This window comes from Magnetospira sp. QH-2, assembly GCF_000968135.1.
Classification (GTDB): Bacteria; Pseudomonadota; Alphaproteobacteria; order Rhodospirillales; family Magnetospiraceae; genus Magnetospira.
Genome location: NZ_FO538765.1, coordinates 2,390,967 through 2,410,471, shown reverse-complemented (window position 1 = coordinate 2,410,471; position 19,505 = coordinate 2,390,967). Strand labels below are relative to the sequence as shown.

The 19,505-nt window shown below is 52.8% G+C and carries 18 protein-coding genes; 14 read left to right on the top strand and 4 right to left on the bottom strand.

Annotation, left to right across the window (positions count from 1 at the left end; translation table 11 throughout):
* Window positions 1–3 precede the first annotated feature (3 nt).
* From MGMAQ_RS11345 to MGMAQ_RS21075, 3 genes are all read left to right on the top strand, one after another.
* Entirely contained in the window at window positions 4–1,785 is a 1,782-nt protein-coding gene (locus MGMAQ_RS11345) for a relaxase/mobilization nuclease domain-containing protein (protein WP_046021631.1), read from the top strand.
* 118 nt (window positions 1,786–1,903) lie between these two features.
* Window positions 1,904–2,959 (top strand): radical SAM/SPASM domain-containing protein, encoded by a 1,056-nt coding sequence (locus MGMAQ_RS11340; RefSeq protein ID WP_082085400.1) that lies wholly within the window; start codon window positions 1,904–1,906, stop codon window positions 2,957–2,959.
* Window positions 2,960–2,976: 17 nt separating this feature from the next.
* Entirely contained in the window at window positions 2,977–3,132 is a 156-nt protein-coding gene (locus MGMAQ_RS21075) for a hypothetical protein (protein ID WP_158498840.1), read from the top strand.
* Between the two features lie 103 nt (window positions 3,133–3,235).
* On the opposite strand, the gene MGMAQ_RS11335 is transcribed toward MGMAQ_RS21075, so the two are convergent.
* Window positions 3,236–4,837, bottom strand: coding sequence for a type IV secretory system conjugative DNA transfer family protein (locus MGMAQ_RS11335; protein ID WP_052716342.1), 1,602 nt, complete (start codon window positions 4,835–4,837; stop codon window positions 3,236–3,238).
* Between the two features lie 162 nt (window positions 4,838–4,999).
* Here MGMAQ_RS11335 and MGMAQ_RS11330 point away from each other — a divergent pair, with 162 nt between their 5' ends.
* Genes MGMAQ_RS11330 through MGMAQ_RS11285 form a run of 10 tightly spaced genes read left to right on the top strand, consistent with a single transcriptional unit; the run spans window position 5,000 to window position 16,995 of the window.
* The gene (locus MGMAQ_RS11330) at window positions 5,000–5,188 is read left to right on the top strand and encodes a helix-turn-helix domain-containing protein (protein WP_046023251.1); all 189 of its coding nucleotides are present in this window, start codon (window positions 5,000–5,002) and stop codon (window positions 5,186–5,188) included.
* Window position 5,189: 1 nt separating this feature from the next.
* Window positions 5,190–7,952, top strand: a complete 2,763-nt coding sequence (locus tag MGMAQ_RS11325; RefSeq protein ID WP_046021629.1) for a DEAD/DEAH box helicase family protein — start codon at window positions 5,190–5,192, stop codon at window positions 7,950–7,952.
* Window positions 7,949–9,142: a Swt1 family HEPN domain-containing protein gene (locus MGMAQ_RS11320; RefSeq protein WP_046021628.1), complete on the top strand. Its 1,194-nt coding sequence runs from the start codon at window positions 7,949–7,951 to the stop codon at window positions 9,140–9,142. Before MGMAQ_RS11325 ends, MGMAQ_RS11320 begins: the two co-directional genes overlap by 4 nt.
* 36 nt (window positions 9,143–9,178) lie before the next feature.
* Window positions 9,179–10,033, top strand: coding sequence for a hypothetical protein (locus MGMAQ_RS11315; protein ID WP_046021627.1), 855 nt, complete (start codon window positions 9,179–9,181; stop codon window positions 10,031–10,033).
* On the top strand, window positions 10,023–11,573 hold the full coding sequence (locus MGMAQ_RS11310; RefSeq protein WP_082085399.1) for a restriction endonuclease subunit S: 1,551 nt from the start codon (window positions 10,023–10,025) through the stop codon (window positions 11,571–11,573). The genes MGMAQ_RS11315 and MGMAQ_RS11310 overlap by 11 nt, the downstream gene beginning before the upstream one ends.
* On the top strand, window positions 11,570–12,373 hold the full coding sequence (locus MGMAQ_RS11305) for a hypothetical protein (RefSeq protein WP_046021626.1): 804 nt from the start codon (window positions 11,570–11,572) through the stop codon (window positions 12,371–12,373). The genes MGMAQ_RS11310 and MGMAQ_RS11305 overlap by 4 nt, the downstream gene beginning before the upstream one ends.
* Window positions 12,374–14,101, top strand: a complete 1,728-nt coding sequence (locus MGMAQ_RS11300) for a DUF6119 family protein (RefSeq protein WP_046021625.1) — start codon at window positions 12,374–12,376, stop codon at window positions 14,099–14,101. It begins immediately after the preceding gene.
* The gene (locus tag MGMAQ_RS11295) at window positions 14,101–15,591 is read left to right on the top strand and encodes a class I SAM-dependent DNA methyltransferase (protein WP_046021624.1); all 1,491 of its coding nucleotides are present in this window, start codon (window positions 14,101–14,103) and stop codon (window positions 15,589–15,591) included. Before MGMAQ_RS11300 ends, MGMAQ_RS11295 begins: the two co-directional genes overlap by 1 nt.
* 10 nt (window positions 15,592–15,601) lie before the next feature.
* Window positions 15,602–16,123 (top strand): toll/interleukin-1 receptor domain-containing protein, encoded by a 522-nt coding sequence (locus tag MGMAQ_RS11290; RefSeq protein WP_252508721.1) that lies wholly within the window; start codon window positions 15,602–15,604, stop codon window positions 16,121–16,123.
* Entirely contained in the window at window positions 16,054–16,995 is a 942-nt protein-coding gene (locus tag MGMAQ_RS11285) for an IS30 family transposase (RefSeq protein WP_158498733.1), read from the top strand. Before MGMAQ_RS11290 ends, MGMAQ_RS11285 begins: the two co-directional genes overlap by 70 nt.
* Here the strand turns inward: MGMAQ_RS11285 and MGMAQ_RS21070 are convergent.
* From MGMAQ_RS21070 to MGMAQ_RS20725, 3 genes are all read right to left on the bottom strand, one after another.
* Window positions 16,969–17,382: a hypothetical protein gene (locus MGMAQ_RS21070; RefSeq protein ID WP_046021622.1), complete on the bottom strand. Its 414-nt coding sequence runs from the start codon at window positions 17,380–17,382 to the stop codon at window positions 16,969–16,971. The genes MGMAQ_RS11285 and MGMAQ_RS21070 overlap by 27 nt on opposite strands.
* Window positions 17,348–18,250 carry a hypothetical protein gene (locus tag MGMAQ_RS21065; RefSeq protein ID WP_158498839.1) on the bottom strand — a complete coding sequence of 301 codons (903 nt, stop codon included), beginning with the start codon at window positions 18,248–18,250 and terminating at the stop codon, window positions 17,348–17,350. Before MGMAQ_RS21065 ends, MGMAQ_RS21070 begins: the two co-directional genes overlap by 35 nt.
* Before the next feature lie 198 nt (window positions 18,251–18,448).
* Window positions 18,449–18,652: a hypothetical protein gene (locus tag MGMAQ_RS20725; protein ID WP_198409115.1), complete on the bottom strand. Its 204-nt coding sequence runs from the start codon at window positions 18,650–18,652 to the stop codon at window positions 18,449–18,451.
* Here MGMAQ_RS20725 and MGMAQ_RS21515 point away from each other — a divergent pair.
* Complete coding sequence (locus MGMAQ_RS21515) at window positions 18,602–19,501, top strand: transposase (RefSeq protein ID WP_052716340.1); 900 nt, start codon at window positions 18,602–18,604, stop codon at window positions 19,499–19,501. The two genes, MGMAQ_RS20725 and MGMAQ_RS21515, sit on opposite strands and share 51 nt — an antisense overlap.
* Window positions 19,502–19,505 lie beyond the last annotated feature (4 nt).

Sequence of the window (19,505 nt, the reverse complement as noted above, 5' to 3'; positions counted from 1 at the left end):
CCGATGCGGTTCAAGGTCCCCAAACGCCAGCCGGAGAGCTTCAAGGCATCGGCTCTTTATCTAGCCGGGCTCACCAAAGGCCACTCTCCGGATCGTGTCGAGTTTGTGTTTGGCCATAACCTTCAGACGACCGATCCACGTGCTGCCGCCGCTGTGATGGAGGCGACTGCTGCCAAGTCCGTCCGCTGCAAACAGCCCGAATACCACTTCATCGTCACCTTCGATCCGGAGGATGCCGCGAAAGGAAAAGTGACGGAGAGGGTGAAGAGGGAAATCGCCGGGAAGGTGATCGAAGATATGGGGCTGACTGAGCATCAAGCCCTGGTCTATTCCCACCAGGACACGGACCATCCCCACCTGCATTTTCTGGTCAATCGTGTCCATCCGGTGCGGGGTCTTGCCTATGACCGTCACCAGGACGGAAAGCGCCTGAAGGAGATCGTTCGGGCGAGGGCGATTGAGTACGATCTGAATGTTCTGAAGGATCGTGAATTGATCCGGGACATGGACCGGGAAGACGGTTTTGCTCCCGGAGGTACTGTCTCGGATGCGGAATACTGGAAGGCTCGTCGCGAGGGACGGCAACCGCAACAACCCTTCGCCAAGGAAGCCGTCCAGGCGCTTCGCGAACGGCTCTATCAAGATTTCAGCGAGTCCAAAAACTGGGACGACCTTGCGCAACGTTTGGAAAGCCGAGGACTGACCCTGGAGCGCAAGGGTCAGGGGCTTGTCATCACCAACGGGGAGCATTTCGCCAAGCTCTCAGAGATGGGCAAGGGCGTCCGGTTGAAATCGCTGGAGGATCGCTTTGAGGAAGAGTTCGACGGCTACATGATCCGCCGCTCCGCCGAGTTGGCGCGCCAGGAGAAGGAATGGACGACGCCTGGCGAGGATGGAATGACCGAGCGCGAGCGCCGGACCGTCGAAATGCTGGAGGGCTCAGAGCCTGATCATAACCTTGCGGAGTTCGACGATCCGGTTTTGGAGGCCGACGCGGCGGATATGGACTTCCGCTATTGGGCACAGGTCGATGCCGCACACCGCTCGGCCAGTGGTCGGGTGAAATATGCGGAGCGAGGCCAAATGTACGCCCGTCGCTCGGAGGCCCGGCAGAAGGCATGGGTTTCCCGGAGAGAGCAGGGCTATATCGATATCCTGGCCAAGGTCTATCGTGATCCTGGTCAGGCTCGACGAACTTGGGATGAATTGGAACGCAAACACGGTGTTGCCGTTGCTGACCAGATGGTCCGGGACAACCCGCTTGTGTTGGGGAAAGCACGGGGCTTTCGCTTCTTCACACCGGAGAACTTCGAGAAAGCCGCGAAGCGGGTAAAAAAGGAACCCTTCAAGAAAGGCATTCTCGACGACATAGAGATTTTCGGTGACCGCAGTCCCGACCGGGTGGAAGCGAAGAAGCTCTCCCGGTATCTGACCGAACGGCGGCAGAAATACCGTGACGCCATGAGCCGCCTGGGCCATGCCCAGCACAAGGTCGAAATCGCTCGTCGCAAAACAAGAAAGGCAATCCGTGACCTGGAGTTGTTCGAGCGAAATATCGGCACGTCGGAACGCCTGAAGAAAATTATGATCACCAAGGTCCGACGCCGGGCGCGGGCGCTCACCCGCGTCACCACCGAGGCCATTTACAAGAGTGGCCTGGCCGAGGATCGGAAAATCCAGCTCGACCGTGCCCGCCGTGTTCAGGCCGAAAAGCGATTGGAACAGCAGCGCAAGCGGGAACGCGGCAAGGCACTGGATATCAATATCGGATTGTTTGAGGATTGAAAGTGTTCTGACGCCAATTCGAACCAACAGATGCTGGTACGAAGTTTTTTAGGCTGACAAGATAATCTATGGTATAGTGGTAGCTGTGCATAACTATTTTATGGTGTGTGAGTAGGGAATGGCGAAAGTTAACCCAATAGGTGCATGGTTGACTGTAAATAGAGCATGTCAGCTTAGGTGTAAGTGGTGTTACGCAGAAGGCACTCAGTATCAAGGCCAAGACGAAATGGACTTGGAACTTGCACAAGACCTAACAAATATCCTTTGTGATCTTAGAATTTCTCCTGTCCGGTTAATTGGGGGGGAGCCCAGTTTGTGGCGGCATCTTTTCGACTTTAATTCCTTTTGTCGGGGTGTCGGAATAGATACGTCTCTAGTTACAAATTCTGTCAATTTCGGAAATGATCGCTTTTGGGAAAAGTACAAGGCAAACCCCTGCACAAACGCTGGCATTTCTGTGAAAGCTGGGAACTCGGAGCAATTTGTCGATATCGTTGGGGTTAAGCAGGGTGTTTTTGGAAAGGTCGCCGTTGGAATTAGGCGCTACGTTGAAGAGTTCGGAAGTGTCGGTGTCGGAATTACATACAACTCGCTATACAAGAAAAATCTTGGTGAGATAGTTGGGTATGCCATAGATGCTGGAGCGAATTCGGTAAAGATAGATTTTTGCCACCCCTCGTTTAAAGATGGGGCTGTAATTTCTGAATACATGGAAGAGCCTCGAGAGTTAGCTAAGAATATTGAAGAGATGTACCCGTCTCTTCATGAAATTACTGAAGGCCGTCTTTTTTTCGAAATGAATGTTCCGTTTTGCATTTGGAGCGATGGTTTTATTGAATTATTGAAAAGTAGAAAGCAGATTTACAGCGTTTGCCAGCTCCAAAAAAAGAACGGGCTTATATTTGACACGAATGGGAGTGTTCTTCTTTGCAACGGACTATATGAATATCCGTTGGGCACTTATGGACATGATTTCCACGATGCCAGCTCATTGTTGGAATTGATGAATAATGAGAATAGTGCTCAAGCCTACGATAGGATTTTGGCCTACCCTGCAGATGCCTGCAAAGACTGTTCTTGGTGGGAGGAATGTGCTGGGGGGTGTCCGATGAATTGGGCTGTATATGATCCTGAAAGTATAGTACAATCCTGCGGTGGTGCCCACTGTGCGTGACTAGAGGAGAAGTGGTGATGGAAGAGCTGATGAGTTTGTTTAAAACTACAAATGATGTGCCGGAAGAGACGCCTTCTGGAATTGAATTTTCCAAAGAAATGCAGGAGAGCTACGGCGGCGATGAATGTGCAAATTGCTATTGCGGAAACTGCAACAATATTGATCGTCAATAATAGGTGAGCCTGTCTGGTGATGGCGCATTCCTGACGGCGATTAGATTTGGCGCAAGCGGGAATGCGGCAAGGCGCTGGATATCAATATTGGTTTGTTTGAGGATTAAATCTCATACTTGAGCAGCTCGGCGATAATGTCGTCCTGGCGCTTCTCTTCTTCACCCATCTTCCATTTTGTCGCTTTTCGCTTGAACCGCCGGTCTTCGAAATATTTGACCTTACGCCCGAGAATTGGGCGGCAGCCTTGGGTAAAGAGAAGTAGAGTCTCGTCCGGCAAGCGCATGATTTCGTCGGGAGCCAGCAGCGGGCGACCGGTTTCGCCTTCGTTTTCGTTGACGCCGGATGGAAGGCCCAACCAGGCGAAGCGTCCGGATTTGCCGGTGGAGCGGGTTTTGACCGTTCGTTGCCCGAGCATTTCCGAGAGTAGCTTGGCGGTCTCTGGGTCTTGGACGTTGAAGGCCTGGCGAACGGCACAGTTGGCAATCATCGACCGCCATTTGCGATAGGTTTGTTGAAGCTGATCCAGGTCCTGCACGAACAGCCAGAGTGAAACCCCGTATCCGGCAAGGTATCCGATGCCGTTCTCGATGGGCGTCATGTTGCCGAGGGCGGGAAGCTCATCAAGCAGGAATAGAACTTGATGGCGGGGCAGCCGCCGGTTCCTTGTCATGGCGGCACAGGCCAGTCCGACGACGAGGCGGAGGAACGGCTGATAGCTGGCCACATACTCAGGCGGCACGATCAGATAGAGGCTTGCCACCTGGTCCTTTAGGTCTTTCAGGCGGAAGGTGGATTTGCTGGTGATGGCCGAAATTTGTGGGCTGTCGAAGGCCTCGGTATTGCCTTGCGCTGTCGAAACCACGGCGGAGCGTTCCTTGTCTTCTTTCTGGCTGAAGCCCCTTGCGGTTCGGGCAACCACAGGATGTTTGCTTTCCGCCATGGCCTGCAAGGTCGCCTGAAATCCTTCCCGGTCACGCATTAACAAACTACGAAGTTCGCGCAGGTTCCGGCGGCCCTGGGGCAGGTCGGTGGCGATGAAAAGCAGTAGACCCATGACGAGGGCGCGTGCCTCGCGTTCCCAATGGTCCGGTTCCTTGTAAACCGGTGCGACAATCATCTCTGCAATCAGGCGGGCATCATCCACGTCATAATCTGTTCCGGTGCGGATGAAGTCGAGGGGATTGAAACAGGCGCTTTCGATATCATCGTCGAAGGGCGCAAAGGCCCAAACGGGACCGAGCTTCCGGCGATGATTGGCGGTGATCCGGTAGTTCTCGCCTTTGATATCCGTGACCACGACCGAGCCGGGATGATCGAGCAGGTTCGGAATGACGACACCCACACCCTTGCCGGAACGTGTTGGCGCAAAGGTCAATAGATGACCAGGCCGGTCGAACCGGATGAACCGCCGGTTTTTGAGGCCAAGTATGCGACCATGCCAGCGAAGCCCGGCCCGCTCAATCGCCAGGGCGCTGGCAAAGGAGGCATCGCCAAAGGGCTTTTGGCGTTTGCGGATGAGGCGGATAGCTATGGCAATGAGCCCGGTCACGGCCAAGGCGGCAATCAAGATTGACCAAAGGTCGCCAAAGCCATGTCGTGAGACCGAGTCACCGAGCGCCAGCCACAACGCCAGAACGATCATGATCAGGGGAAGCTTCAAAACCGTGAAGCCAATAACCTTCGCCAAAGAGAGTAATTGCCGCATATCCTTGTTCTCCATTGCCCATTTGAGGGCTTATGGAGCGCGGAGCAAATCGGCGACTGACACGTCGTTAGAGTAGAAAGTCAACATGTAACACTCGAAGATTGATTGTTTCTCGATTCTCCCATATTTTCTCAGATCAGTTTCGTTTCGCGAGCCTGCACCATGACCGATGACATCCTGACCATCAAAGAGGTGGCCGAATATCTCAAGATCAAAGAGAAAACGGCCTACCGTCTGGTTGCCGAGGGGAAAATCCCAGGTTTCAAGGTGGGCGGATCGTGGCGGTTCCGCCGGAGCGAGATTGAGGCTTGGATCGATACTCAAGCGCTGAAGAGTCGGCAGGTGGAATAGAATGGACAAGAACCAGACAGCGGAACAAAAAGCGCGGGATAACATCGATCAGATGCTTATTGCTTCCGGTTGGGCTGTTCAGGACAAGGACAAGATCGACCTGCACGCGTCTTTGGGCGTAGCGATCCGAGAATACCCGACAGACGTTGGCCCTACCGATTATCTGTTGTTTGTTGATGGTAAGCCGGTGGGGCATGTTGAAGCTAAGCGGGAAGACAAGGCGCAAAATATCACCGTTGTTGAGGAACAAACCAAAGGCTATGCGGAGGCCGGGGCCAAATATATTGCGCAGGAAATCGAGCGGCCATTCCTCTATGAGAGTACGGGCGTCATCACAAGGTTTACCGACACCCGCGATCCGCACCCGCGCGCGCGGGAAGTTTTCAGCTTTCACAGGCCCGAAACCTTGCAGGAATGGCTATCCAAACCCGCCTCTCTTCGTGCCCGGCTTCAATCTTTGCCGGAGCTTGACCATGAAGGGTTGCGAGATTGCCAGATTACGGCCATTGAAAATCTGGATGGCTCTTTCAAGAAAGATAAGCCTCGTGCCCTTATCCAGATGGCGACCGGTTCGGGAAAAACCTTTACCGCTATTACCTTCATTTACAGACTTTTGAAATTCGCGGACGCCAAGCGCGTCTTGTTCCTTGTGGATACCAAAAATCTTGGCGAACAGGCCGAGCAGGAATTTACGAATTACGTGCCTAACGACGACAACAGGAAATTTCGGGAGCTCTACAACGTACAGCGTCTGCAATCTTCCTACGTGGCCGGAGACGCCCAAGTCTGTATCAGTACGATCCAGCGCATGTATTCCCTATTAAAGGACCAGCCGCTTGATGAGGGAGCGGAAGAGGTCAACCCGGCGGAACTGGTGCAGCGTAAAGAGCCCATGCCGGTAGTCTATAACGAGAAGATTCCGCCAGAGTATTTTGATTTCATCGTCATCGATGAATGCCACCGCTCCATCTATAACCTGTGGCGGCAGGTGCTTGAGTATTTCGACGGCTACCTGATCGGCCTGACGGCCACGCCGGACAACCGCACCTACGGTTTCTTCAAAAAGAATGTAGTTAGTGAATACGATCACGAAAAGGCTGTGGCCGATGGTGTGAATGTAGGCAATGAAATCTATGTCATTGAAACGGAACGCACCAAACAAGGCGGCACCCTGAAGGCAAAGCAGCAAGTTGAAAGGCGGGAGAAACTATCCCGCCGCAAACGGTGGGAGCTTCAGGACGAAGACGAGACCTATACGGCTAAGCAATTAGACCGGGATATCGTCAACCCGGATCAAATCCGAACTGTTATCCAAACATTCCGCGATAAATGGCCGGAAATCTTTCCGGGCCGAACCGAAGTCCCCAAAACCCTGATCTTCGCGAAAACCGACAGCCACGCCGACGACATCATTCAGACCGTGCGGGAGGAATTCGGCGAAGGAAACGAATTCTGTAAGAAAGTGACCTATCAGGCCAAGGAAGACCCGAAATCCGTTCTGGCCCAATTCCGCAACGACTATAACCCGCGTATCGCCGTGACCGTGGATATGATAGCCACGGGTACGGACGTGAAGGCGCTGGAATGTCTTCTGTTTATGCGGGATGTGAAAAGCCGCAACTATTTTGAACAGATGAAAGGGCGCGGCACCCGTACCCTTGACCACGATAGTTTGAAAAAGGTGACGCCTTCGGCGGCGAGCGCCAAGACCCATTATGTGATTGTGGACGCCATCGGCGTCACCAAGTCAATCAAGACGGCGAGCCAGCCGTTAATCACCAAACCCACCATACCCATCAAGGATCTGATGATGGGAATCATGATGGGTGCACGGGACGAAGATACCGTCAGTTCCCTTGCCGGACGTTTGGCGCGGTTAGACAAGCAGTTGGACGATACCGATCACGCCAAAATTGTCGAAAAGACCGATGGCCGGAATCTGAATGACATTACCAGTGGTCTGTTGAACGCCATCGATCCTGACCAAGTGGAGGCCAAGGCCCGTGAATTGGATGGCCTTGCCGCAGGTGAAGAACCGTCGTCGGAAAGCCGGACCAAGGCACAGGAAGAAATGGTCGGTGAGGCCAGCCGCGTTTTCACGGGTGAGCTAATCGACCTGATCGACAATATCCGCCGCGCCAAGGAGCAAACCATTGACCATGACAATCTGGACAAGGTTTTACGTGCGGAATGGGATGGGGACGCGGAAGAAAACGCCAGAAAAATGACTGGTGATTTCGAGACTTGGCTGGAAGAAAACCGCGATGAGATCGATGCCCTGACCATCTTTTACAGCGAGCCACACCGGCGCAGTGCGCTGACCTACGACATGATCCGCGAAGTACTGGACAGGCTGAAGGCAGACAAACCCGTGCTGGCTCCACTCCGTATTTGGCAGGCCTATGCTTTGCTGGACGACTACAAGGGGGAACAGCCGCTGAAGGAAATGACCGCGCTCATTGCTCTGATCCGCCGTGTCTGCGGCATTGATCAAACGGTCTCCCCTTATTCGGAAACCGTGCGCCGTAATTTTCAGGACTGGGTCATGAAACGCCACAGCGGCGGCGGACAGAAATTCAATGAAGAGCAAATGGCATGGCTCCGCATGATCCGCGATCACATCATCACCTCATTCCATATGGACCGGGATGATCTGGAGGTTTCTCCCTTCGATACCCAAGGCGGCATGGGCAAAATGCATCAGCTTTTCGGCGATCAAATGGACGCGGTAATTGACGAGTTGAATGAGGCGTTGGCGGCATGAGCAAGCGGATAACCGATATAGCCAATGACCTAAATACGGCTCAAAAGGCGTTGAAGGTTCTGGAGGCTCATTCAGGACTTGGAAAATTTTCAAGGATCATGGATGGGCATTCGGCGACCGCGCGTATACTGACGAAAGAAGTTGAACGACATAAGTCCATGATGAGGCTTATGGAAGGGCCATTGGCCAGTCTGGAGAGGTCAGGCGCATTAAGCGCAATGGCCAAAATCAACCGAGACATGGCTCCGCTGAAAGGGGCAATGGCCGCATTCGAGGCGCAATTTAAGCTGCCTGATGTAACTGAACAAATTCGGTTACTTTCTAGCTACCAAAATAGCGGCGTATTTCGGAGGCTGGCGGAACAGCAAAAGCAGTTTGCGTCAATTCAACAGACCATGCAGGAAATGAAAACCCCGTGGTTGGAAATCTCAAATGCCGTTCATTCGGTGAATGGTCTTGCCCAGTTGCAGGTGATTGGACAAACCGTTGCACGGTTCAAATCATTTGATGTGAATATTGCGGCTGGTCTCCGGGTGGAGTTGGGGGATTGGCGCGATCCGATCACTTGGTCCGATGAATCCCTAACAGATTATGAGGAACGGGCAGAGCACTATGAAGAACTTGGCTTTAACCCGGACCTGACGAACTTCCCCGCCGAGGCGTTTGAAGAGGCTATTGATCTTGCCGGGTTGACCACCGATCGACCTCAATTGATAGACCTCTATGGAAACCCCGTTTCGACCGATTCCGATCAATATGGCGAGGATGAATTTGCCCGCACCAATCGGGCGCATGATTGGTTGACCAGAATGGAAATGAACTTGCGCCGGTTCATTCACAGGGCAATGACGGCGCAATACGGGGATGATTGGCCTGATCGCAGATTGCCAAACGGGCTTGCGGACAAGTGGAAGGAAAAACAGGAGAAGGCTAGGAACAACCGGAGGGAAATTCAGCCTCTTATCGCCTATGCGGATTTCACCGATTATGAACTGATCATCTGTAAAAGAGACAACTGGGGTGATGTTTTCTCAACCATTTTCCATAGGCCGGAAAATGTGCGGGAGAGCTTTCAAAGGCTCTACCCCGTCCGCGTGGATACCATGCATTCCCGCCTCATAACCCAAGATGACGAGCTTTTCCTCTTCGTGGAAATCAAGCGCCTCATGAATGCGATTGGGGGAAATTGATATGGGTTTTGAAGTGAATGAGGCGGTGGCGGCGAGATGAGTAGTTTGAAGTTTGCGGAAAAACGCCATTTGGAAGACTTCTTGGGCATGGGCAGCGGCTATGTTCTGAATTTCTCGGACCGTACTTTTCAGGAGTTTGTATTCGATGCCGTGAATGTTGATATTTATGGCGGCGACTATGATGGTAACGGCTCTTCCAAGGCCAAACACTTGCGCTGTTTTTGGGAGAAAGAAGAGGATGAGCGAACTGGCCGTTTACTGAAAGCGCTTGTTGAATATGGCCTTGAGCTGGCCGAAGCGAGAGACGAAGACCTGACAGATCAGATTTCTTACAAAAAATCGTGGCTGGCGGTTCAACGGCTGTTGGGGAACAGGGGTCAAAATGACAATCAGGAAATCACCGAAGAAGACTTCCTGAAGCAGATATTCAAGGACATACGTTTCGAAAAATTGCCAATTGAAAGCAGCCTGATCCCTGTCATTGAGCAGCGTTTCCAAGAAACCGAAAAATGCTTCAATGCCGGCGCAAATCTTTCGGCTGTCATCCTTAGCGGCAGCATTCTTGAGGCGGTCCTGCTAGGCCTGTCACAGGCTAATCCCAAATTATTTAATAAGGCGGCTTCCGCGCCCAAGACCCGGCAAGGAAATGCCAAGACATTTGATCAGTGGAAACTGGCGGAATTCGTCGCCGTTGCACACGAAGTCAAAGCATTGCGTCAGGACGTGCGCAAGTTCAGCGACCACCTGCGGGACTTCAGAAACTACATTCACCCCTTTCAGCAAATGGCCTCCGGGTTCACGCCGGACAACCATACGGCGGAAATATGCCTGGCGGTCCTAAAGGCCGCCATATGCCAGATCATCGAGTGGGGGGATAGTAATGAGTATTGAAGCAGCAGGCCTGCCACAAACATGGGAGGTTTGGCCGTTGTCTGATGTGGGCCAATGGTTAGGGGGAGGAACCCCGAGCAAATCGCGCGATGAGTTTTGGCAAGGATCAATTCCTTGGGTTTCACCAAAGGATATGAAGTCGCATCAAATAGTCGATACGAAGGACCATATTTCAAAGAGCGCGGTCGATAATTCTGCCGCAAAAATGATCCCGCAAAACTCAGTTCTGTTCGTTACGAGATCAGGAATCTTGGCCCATTCATTTCCAGTCGCAACAGCAAAGAATGCGGTGACAGTAAATCAAGATTTAAAAGCGATTGTCCCCAATGTCGCGGTCGGATCAGAGTACCTTGGATGGTGCTTAAGAGCTCTCGCGCGAGACATCTTGAACGGATGCACAAAGGACGGGACGACCGTTCACAGCATTGAAGTCCCATCTTTAAAAGATTTTTCTATCCCCGTTGCACCAACCAACGAGCAACGCCGCATCGTAGCGAAGATTGAGGAGCTGTTCTCGGAACTTGATAAGGGGATCGAAAGCCTGCAAACCGCCAAGGCGCAATTGCAGGTCTATCGTCAGGCGATTTTGAAACATGCCTTTGAAGGCAAGCTGACCGCAGAATGGCGCGAGGCCAACAAGGACAGGCTGGAGCCCGCCGACCACCTTCTTGAACGCATCAAGTCTGAGCGCGAAGCCCGTTACCAACAACAACTCATCGACTGGAAAGCCACTGTCAACCAATGGGAAGCCGTCGGCAAACCGGGAAAGAAGCCAACAAAACCGAAAAAGCCAGAGTCTTTACATGTTGATTCTCAAATAGAGCTTTCAGATTTGCCGCTTGGGTGGGGTTGGGCTCGTTATGGCGGATTATGCGAAGTCGTAAAAAATGGCATATCCCAGAAACCCGAGGGGAACTCTGGCTGTAAAATCTTTCGCATAAGTGCTGTGCGGCCAATGGAATTCGATCTCAACGATGTCAGATACATCGACAACTCATCCGGTGTTTTCAACGAATTTCGATTGGAAACAGGCGATCTTGTGTTCACTCGATATAATGGTTCTCGGGCTTACGTCGGTGTATGTGCACAGTATATTTCACAGGAAGAACACCTTTATCCAGATAAATTGATCCGGACAAAGCTTGGAACGCCTTCAGTTCTATCCGGTTTCGTTGAAAAAGCAGTAAGCTCTGGTGAGTCCAGAAAATATATAGAAACAAAAATCAGAACCACAGCGGGGCAGTCCGGTGTATCGGGCGGCGACGTAAAGAATATCCCTGTTCCATTATGCTCTGAGGAAGAACAAGCCGAAATTCTTAAGGTTCTTGAAGCCGAACTCTCGAAAATCAGTAGCTGTCTTGTCGGTCTTTTAGAAGACCTTCGCAGATGCGATGCCCTCCGCCAATCCATCTTGAAAAAGGCCTTTTCCGGCCAGCTTGTCCCGCAAGACCCGAACGACGAACCGGCTTCAGTTCTATTAGAACGGATTAAGGCGGAGAAGTCGGCGGTTAAGAAAGCCAAGAAGGGGAAGGCGAGATGAGCCGGGTTCATGAGCGTCAGAAACAGGCCCGGAGCGATTTGCAGGAGTTATGGCAACATCCTGAACAGGTCAGCGTCATTCACTATTCCTGTGAGAGCTTCTTTGATCGTCCTGACGGGACCTCCCCGCGCGTTACGTCCATTGCCGTCCGAAACCTGAAAACAGCCCAGACACAGTCATTTTCAATTCACAAATACAGTGAACTGAAGGGGCATTCTGTTGACGAACTGGAAGGGCACTATGACGAGCTTGAAAAGGAGATGCTGGAGAACTTCTTTGCGCTGGCCAAGGAGCGCAAGGAACACAAGTGGCTCCATTGGAATATGCGGGATGAAAACTACGGGTTCCATGCGCTGGAGCTGAGGTTGAAAATTCTTGGTGGCGAGCCTTACGTCATTCAGGACGCCAACAAGTATGACCTGTCTCGCATTCTGATCGGAATTTATGGCAAGGCCTATAGCGGGCATCCGAGGCTGGAGAGCCTTCGCGACAAGAACAAAATCTCCAGCAACAATTTCAAAACGGGCAAGGAGGAAGCTGACCTGTTTGACCAGAAAAACTATGTCGCGCTTCACCAATCGACATTGGCCAAAACCGACCTTCTGTCAAACCTGTGTCAGTTGGCTTTTGAAGGGGAGTTGAAAACCAACGCAAGTTGGCGTGAGGTCTACGGACATAGCATAAGCGCCTTTATGTCGTGGTTTTCGCACCACCCAATTATCGGTTTCGGAATGATCGCCTTGTCACTCTTGGGGAACATTCTCGCATTGGGGCAGCTTTTTGGTTGGGGAGGTAAATAGATGGCGCTGGAAAAAGTAAACCTCTTTAAATTTAAACCCGCCGTGGCAAACTTCGATGATTGTTTGAAGGGAGAAGAGGAGCAGCTTTCACCTATCAACATACCCGAGATCGAGGGATTTGAAGAGGTGGAAGTTCGAGTGGCTTATCGTGTTTTGCCCGGTTCAGACAAAACAGAAAATGATGTGCCGTGGCTGGCTTTTTTAAATACTGGCCGTGCCGATGGTGAGCGGTTTGAATTCAGGGCCTGGAATAAATACCCCTCTGCACTTGCGATAGTTAAAATCGTAAATAACGGTCAAGCAGAGTTTTTCGCACTGGCGTTTGGGCTAGGGGGTGATAGCCCCATGGACCGGGACAAAATCATTAGAGACTTCGGCATTCTGGCCGCTATGAACATTTGTGATGAGAATGGCCTCAAAAGAATTCAAACCAGTGTGCATGAAGCGATTTCAACTCAAACAGAAAAGCAGGCAAGCGCCGGCGCACGGCTAGCAGTCTTCAGCATTAACGAAGAGCGGGAAATCCTACGCTCTGTCGCTGGTTTTGCAAAACCAGAATATGCGTTTATCGGTTCTTTGAAGGGTAAAGAAAGTATCTCGATCAAGTTGAGAAAGAGTGACGACGAGATTGACTGGGAAACTCTTGTCAGGCGCGTTTATGCCCTCGGAGAGGCCAGCAAGAAAACGGATTATCAGTCTGTATTCACCAGCTATGACAAATTCCATTCCGAAACAGATAAGGAAACCGTTGAGCAGTTAGACGCGCTTGTCTTCGAACAGGTAAAAAACGGTACTTTGGAGAGGGTGCATTTAGCACCTCCAGAATTTCTCGACTATGACCGGTACCGGTTTCAGTATTCTGTAGAGGATGACGCAACGCAATACGACGACCTGGACCTCGCAGAATTGCTTGCGCAGAAACCAAGAGCATTTAGTGAGCGGGCGAGTATTCAAAGTCTGAAAAATATGAAAATCGCGCTTCGCGATACAGAAACTGGTCATTTGAAAAAAAATAAGTGGTCTGTCTATAAGTGTGTGGTCGCTGAAACAGAGCTGGATGGGGAAACCTATATCCTGAGTATGGGCGACTGGAAGAAGATATCGGCGAATTTTCTTCAAGAAGTGAACGATTCCATCGCAGCAATCAATGTCATAGATCCAGACTATCTGCCTCGCGATATTTCTATTTGGGATGCCGGGCAGAACAAAAATCGCGAGGAAGTCTATAATACCAGCGCCGCAGATGATTCTGATGACCTATTTCTTTTCGACAAAGGGAAAATCGAAATTGGTGGTGATAAGCGCTATGAGGTTTGTGACCTGCTGCATCGGGGTAAGAAATTTGTCCATGTGAAGCGCTATTCTTCTGGCACAGCCTCAATAAGCCATTTGTTTTCTCAAGGCCGGTTTTATTCGGAATCCTTTATAAAGGAGCAACCCTGCCGCATCGGCATGAAAGCTCACATCGACGATTGCGAGTGCGATAAAGACAAAGACGCTTTTAAAGCGGTTATCCCCGATGATCGTCCAGATATCACTACTAATGAATATGAAGTGATATTCTGCATCCTAAGCGACAGGAACAATTTGACAGTTGATAGTCTGCCGTTCATGTCCCGTTACGAACTTATGCATGCCCATTCCTACATCACGGAAATGGGCTTTCAATGCTCTATTTCTTTCCAAAAAGTGCGCCTTGGGGCCAATGATAATAATGAGGAAGAATAATGAACACCGCCCCCATAATTTCAAAAGTCTGGAGTTTCTGTACCACGTTGCGCGACGACGGGGTGAGCTATGGCGATTATCTTGAACAACTCACCTATCTGATCTTCCTGAAGATGGCGGATGAATATGCCAAGCCGCCCTATAACCGCGATGTGGGTATTCCGGCTGAATACAATTGGCAGGCGCTGAAGGCCGAGCGGGGCGCAGAACTGGAGGGGCATTATATTGAGCTCTTGCGTACCCTCGGGCAAAGCAAGGGAATGTTGGGGCAAATCTTCACCAAGGCGCAAAACAAAATTCAAGACCCGGCCAAGCTCTATCGCCTGATCGATATGGTGGATGGTGTGCAATGGGTGATGATGGGCGCGGATATCAAGGGCGATATCTATGAAGGCTTGCTGGAAAAGAACGCTGAGGACACCAAATCGGGCGCGGGTCAGTATTTTACCCCGCGCGCATTGATCCGGGCGATGGTGGAATGTGTGCGGCCAGAGCCCGGTAAGACCATTGCCGACCCTGCTTCCGGTACCGGCGGGTTCTTGCTGGCCGCTTATGACTTCTTGACGAACGCGGACAACCACCGTCTAGACAAGGAACAAAAGACGTTCCTGAAGTTCAAGACCTTCTTCGGTAACGAGATTGTCGCCAATACCCGCCGTCTGTGCCTGATGAACATGTTTCTGCATAACATCGGCGATATTGATGGCGAGGTGATGATTTCCCCCAATGACGCTTTGGTTGCACCCAGTCCCGAGAGCTTTGATTACGTGCTCGCCAATCCACCCTTCGGCAAGAAAAGCAGCATGAGCTTTACCAATGAGGAGGGAGAACAGGAACGCGATGACCTGACCTATAACCGGCAGGATTTTTGGGCAACCACCTCGAACAAACAGCTCAATTTTGTGCAGCATATCCGCACCATGCTGAGGACAACGGGCAGGGCCGCCGTCGTGGTGCCGGACAATGTGCTGTTTGAAGGCGGGGCAGGCGAAACCATCCGCAAGAAGCTCCTGCAAAACACCGACCTGCACACGATCTTGCGCCTGCCCACTGGCATTTTTTACGCCAATGGCGTCAAGGCGAACGTGATCTTCTTTGATAACCACGAGGCCAGTCCGGACCCGTGGACCAAGGAGGTCTGGTATTACGATTACCGGACCAATGTTCACCATACTCTGAAGAAAAAACCGATGGCGTTCGAGAACCTGGCCGAGTTTATCGAATGCTATCACCCGGCCAACCGGCATGAGCGCAAGGAAACATGGGATGCGGAGACTAACCCGGAAGGCCGGTGGCGCAGGTTCAGTTACGAAGAACTGATCGCCCGAGACAAAACCAGCCTCGATGTGTTTTGGCTAAAAGACAAAAGCCTCACCGACCTCGAAAACCTGCCCGAACCGGACGTGTTGGCGGAAGAGATTATCGAAAATCTGGAAGCAGGTCTAAGCAGCTTCCGCGCCGTATTGGCGGGATTAGAGAAGGCGGGGTGATCAGTTGGAGGTGTTTCAAGACGAAATTTCGCAAAGAGATACGATTTTTATAAGTCACGCAACACCCGGCGATAACGCTTTTGCCACATGGCTGGCTTCACGGCTCTCCATGGCTGGGTATCAAGTTTGGTGCGATCAAGAGAAGTTGCTTGGCGGCGAAGATTTCTGGCAGGACATCGAAGATGCTCTTCGGCACAGGACCGTCAAATTTGTCCTAGTCGTCTCACAAAACGCTTTTGATGAAAACCAACGTATACGGGACGGAATCCAGAAGGAAATTGGTTTAGCCAACATCCTGAAGAAGCAAATAAGCGATGACTACTTCATCGTTCCAATGCGGATAGATGACACGTCATACAGTGATTTTTCTATCGATTTTCTAAGGCTGCCTAGATTCAGACCCCAAGTGCACCACCCAGGTATGCTGGGAACGCTATGGGACAGAAATATGCACACGTCAGCTTGGACGAAAGATGCGAGATTTACCGTCTGCATGCAGACGGTAAATCTCAACGGGCCATTGGGCGGCTGATGGGCCGCTCGGCCTCGACCATTGGCCGGGAATTGAAGCGCAACGCGCTGCCCCGGGCCGGATACAAGCCGGCCATGGCCGAGCGCATGGCCTGGGCGCGCAAACGCCGCCTGCCGAAAATCGAGCGCTTGAGCCCTCTGAAAACCCACATCCTGGATGCACTTGCTATGGAACAGAGCCCGGAGCAGATCGCCGGAAGGCTCAAGCTCGAAGGATCAGAGCATACCATCAGCGCCGAGACAATCTATGCCTGGATCTACGGGCCCCACGGGCGGCGGCGGAAGCTCCACCGCCTGTTGCCGCAGGCCAAATCCCGTCGCGGACGACGGGCCCGAAAAGGGCGGCGCGATCCGCCGATCCCCGACCGGATGCCGATCCATATGCGTCCGACCAAGGCCCATCTGCGCGCCGAGCCGGGCCATTGGGAGGCCGACTTGGTGCACTTCCGCAAGCAACGGGCCTGTTTGCTCACCTGTATCGAGCGGCGGTCTCGGCTGCTGCTCACCGCGACCCTTCCAGACAAAACCGCCCGCACCACCGCCGAGGCGCTGGCCAGGCTGCTCAACCGTGCGCCCAAACGGGCCCGGAAAACCGTCACCCTGGACAACGGCGGCGAGTTCTACGACCACAAGAGCCTGCCTGTGCGCGCCTTCTTTTGCGATCCCCATTCCCCCTGGCAGCGCGGCTCCATCGAGAACGCCAACGGCGTCCTGCGCCGCAGCCTGCCCAGGCACATTCGCCTCAATAAATTCTCCGATCAAGACATCGAGGACATCACATGGACCTACAACACAACGCCCCGAAAATGCCTCGGTTTCCTCACGCCAATCGAGGCATTCGCCAAATCAATCGGTGTTGCACTTGAAATTTGAATCCAGCGTGCTTGGTGTGGTGAGAGTTTTCCAAGCTACTCCCCACGGAGATGTCGACCACGGAAGTTTTTCGCCCCAACTGGATTCAGCATATTCTTCTGCAATTACCGCCTCACGCTTTAATCGCTCGATGCTCGCTTCATATTTATCGATATTCTCCAGACGCTTCTCGATTTCCTGCCAAACCCGATCCTGCTTTTCTTCATTGTCACCAACCTGTTCTTCCAGAGATTCGACCTTTTCGCGAATATCGTCGCAATCGTCGGGATCATCCGGGTCCGGCTTGTCGGGATCATCGGGTTCGTCGGGATCATCCGGTTCTTCTGGATCGGGGGCGTCCGGTTCCTCATCATCACTCGGCGGTTCTTCGCCTCCCATGGGCTGCATGGAGGCTGTCAGTTGGTCGAGCAGATGCCGGGCTTCCAGTGCACCCCGTCGGGCGGTCCAGCTCCTCATCGACCTTGCGGCGATCTTCCGGCTGGGACGAAAAGCCGCGCGACCATTCGGAGTCCTCCCAGCCTTTCGGTGTTTCGGGGAATGTCGCCTTGAACCAATCGACGACACGTTCCCGAACGCCTTCGGAATCCGGAAATCCGCCCTGGAAATAGGATCGGGTGTTCATCATCTTCAGCGCATCGGTGGAGGACCAGTCCGAGGTCCGCCTGAACTTGATCCGGTCCGCTTCATGGCCGGGAGTGACGCGCCCCTTGTTGAAATCCCATTCGTAGTCATCGGGGTCGGCGATGGATTTCGCTTTTTGCTGCAGTTCCGCCATCCGCTGGTTGTTTTCCCGCAGCCGCCGATTGGCTTCCTCGCTCTTCCTGCGTTCGGCTTCTTCCTGCCGCTGCCGCTCCTTTTCCAGCTTTTCGGCTTCGCGCTTTCGAGCGCGTTCCGCCTTTTCCTGCTCCTCTTGCTGCTCACGAATATGGCGAAGTTGATCCGACGTATCGTCAAACGGAGAAGACTTGGTCGCGGGCTTGATAGGTGAAATGGAGGCGGGGAGCGCATCCTCTTCGATGACCGCCGACAGTCTCGTACGTACTTCCGTCTCTTTCATGAGGTTCTGTGATCCGGGCGGCACAACGGTGGTACCTGAGTCGAATGTCTGTACCGGTCGCCGGGTCGGTTCTGAATGCCGGTAGGTCGCAACGGTTGTTCTCGGTGCCGACATCCGGTTTCCGGATTGTCGGATTGATTTTCTTTTCTCCTCCCGACGAGCGTCGGAAGGAAGGTCAAGTCCGGTAAAACCACCCATCGGGAGCCTCCTTTGGTTCGAGATAGGACGAATAGCTCCATGGAAAACACATAAATTCCATAGAGCGGTTTATGCTCCTCTATGATTTTGCTTGTTCCTAGGAATTGTCAAGAACATTTATCGAAGATATGTGAATTCTGGCGAAAATCATAAAATAATATGCTTCTCGGCAGCCAATTAATGGGTTTTAGTTCCTTTTCATGGAAGTCGAAGCGGAAGATATGCGCCGCCCGGAGCGGCCTGTTCCACCGCCGCGCAGGCGATGGCCTCGTCCTCGACGAAGGTCAGGCGCAGTTGATCCAGGCTCTCGGACGTCCTCCCGAAACGGTGACGGGCATGGCCTGAAAGCTGGTGCTTGAGCTTCTCGATCAGAAGGTCGCGGGACTGCAACTCACCCGTCAAAACAGACAGGCGCCCTTACCGTCGCGGCCGATCGAGAAGGGGCGGCCCGGCCCCGGCCTGCTGGCTCATGTGCTGGTGAGCAAATATGCCGATCACCTGCCATTGTATCGGCAATCACGGATCTTTGCCCGCGACGGCGTCGATCTGGAGCGATCCACCCTGACCGACTGGGTGGGACGTTCGACGGCGCTGCTCGAACCGTTGGCCGAGGCCATTGGCCGTCACGTCCGGGCCGGTCCGGCGCTGTTCGCCGACGACACGCCGGTCAAGATGCAGGCGTCGGGCAGAAGGAAGATCCAAACCGCCCGTGTCTGGGCCTATGTGCGCGACGAGCGCCCTTGGGCCGGAGAAGAGGCGGGGACGGAACGAAAGACCGCGCCGCCCGGTGTCTGGTATCGATTCAGCATCGACCGCAAGGGCGCGCATCCCGAAGGCCACCTATCGGCCTACAAGGGCTGGGTGCATGCGGACGGCTATACCGGGTTCAACGGCCTGTTCGGGGAGAAGAAGGCCGCCATCACGGCCACATGCCAAGCGTTCATCGACAGCGTCTTAAAACCGCGCTTTCTGCCGGTCATCACCCCGACACCGTTCAATTATCCTGTCGATATTCAGGGTAAATGGCATGGAACCAAATACCGCTTCCTGCAGCGTTACCGGTCGGGCTTCTCCGAAAACCTGGGCGAGGAATTCGATGCACCCTTCACCCGTCTCACCTGGATCGGTCGCGACAGGTTCGATGTCCAGTGGCATCGTCACACCGGCCAATGGTTCCCCGTCTATCAAAGCCTGACCCTCAAAGCCGCCCTTAACGCCATCGAAACCAGCGAATTCCTTCATCCCACCTGACAAA

What these genes read in the sequence shown, in the direction of transcription:
- MGMAQ_RS11300 (WP_046021625.1), top strand. Translation starts at nt 12,374, where the DNA reads ATGGCGCTGGAAAAAGTAAACCTCTTTAAATTTAAACCCGCCGTGGCA.
- MGMAQ_RS11345 (WP_046021631.1), top strand. Translation starts at nt 4, where the DNA reads ATGCGGTTCAAGGTCCCCAAACGCCAGCCGGAGAGCTTCAAGGCATCG.
- MGMAQ_RS21065 (WP_158498839.1), bottom strand. Translation starts at nt 18,250, where the DNA reads ATGGGTGGTTTTACCGGACTTGACCTTCCTTCCGACGCTCGTCGGGAG.
- MGMAQ_RS11320 (WP_046021628.1), top strand. Translation starts at nt 7,949, where the DNA reads ATGAGCAAGCGGATAACCGATATAGCCAATGACCTAAATACGGCTCAA.
- MGMAQ_RS11305 (WP_046021626.1), top strand. Translation starts at nt 11,570, where the DNA reads ATGAGCCGGGTTCATGAGCGTCAGAAACAGGCCCGGAGCGATTTGCAG.
- MGMAQ_RS11315 (WP_046021627.1), top strand. Translation starts at nt 9,179, where the DNA reads ATGAGTAGTTTGAAGTTTGCGGAAAAACGCCATTTGGAAGACTTCTTG.
- MGMAQ_RS11295 (WP_046021624.1), top strand. Translation starts at nt 14,101, where the DNA reads ATGAACACCGCCCCCATAATTTCAAAAGTCTGGAGTTTCTGTACCACG.
- MGMAQ_RS11310 (WP_082085399.1), top strand. Translation starts at nt 10,023, where the DNA reads ATGAGTATTGAAGCAGCAGGCCTGCCACAAACATGGGAGGTTTGGCCG.
- MGMAQ_RS11330 (WP_046023251.1), top strand. Translation starts at nt 5,000, where the DNA reads ATGACCGATGACATCCTGACCATCAAAGAGGTGGCCGAATATCTCAAG.
- MGMAQ_RS11340 (WP_082085400.1), top strand. Translation starts at nt 1,904, where the DNA reads ATGGCGAAAGTTAACCCAATAGGTGCATGGTTGACTGTAAATAGAGCA.
- MGMAQ_RS11325 (WP_046021629.1), top strand. Translation starts at nt 5,190, where the DNA reads ATGGACAAGAACCAGACAGCGGAACAAAAAGCGCGGGATAACATCGAT.
- MGMAQ_RS21070 (WP_046021622.1), bottom strand. Translation starts at nt 17,382, where the DNA reads ATGCAGCCCATGGGAGGCGAAGAACCGCCGAGTGATGATGAGGAACCG.
- MGMAQ_RS21075 (WP_158498840.1), top strand. Translation starts at nt 2,977, where the DNA reads ATGGAAGAGCTGATGAGTTTGTTTAAAACTACAAATGATGTGCCGGAA.
- MGMAQ_RS11335 (WP_052716342.1), bottom strand. Translation starts at nt 4,837, where the DNA reads ATGCGGCAATTACTCTCTTTGGCGAAGGTTATTGGCTTCACGGTTTTG.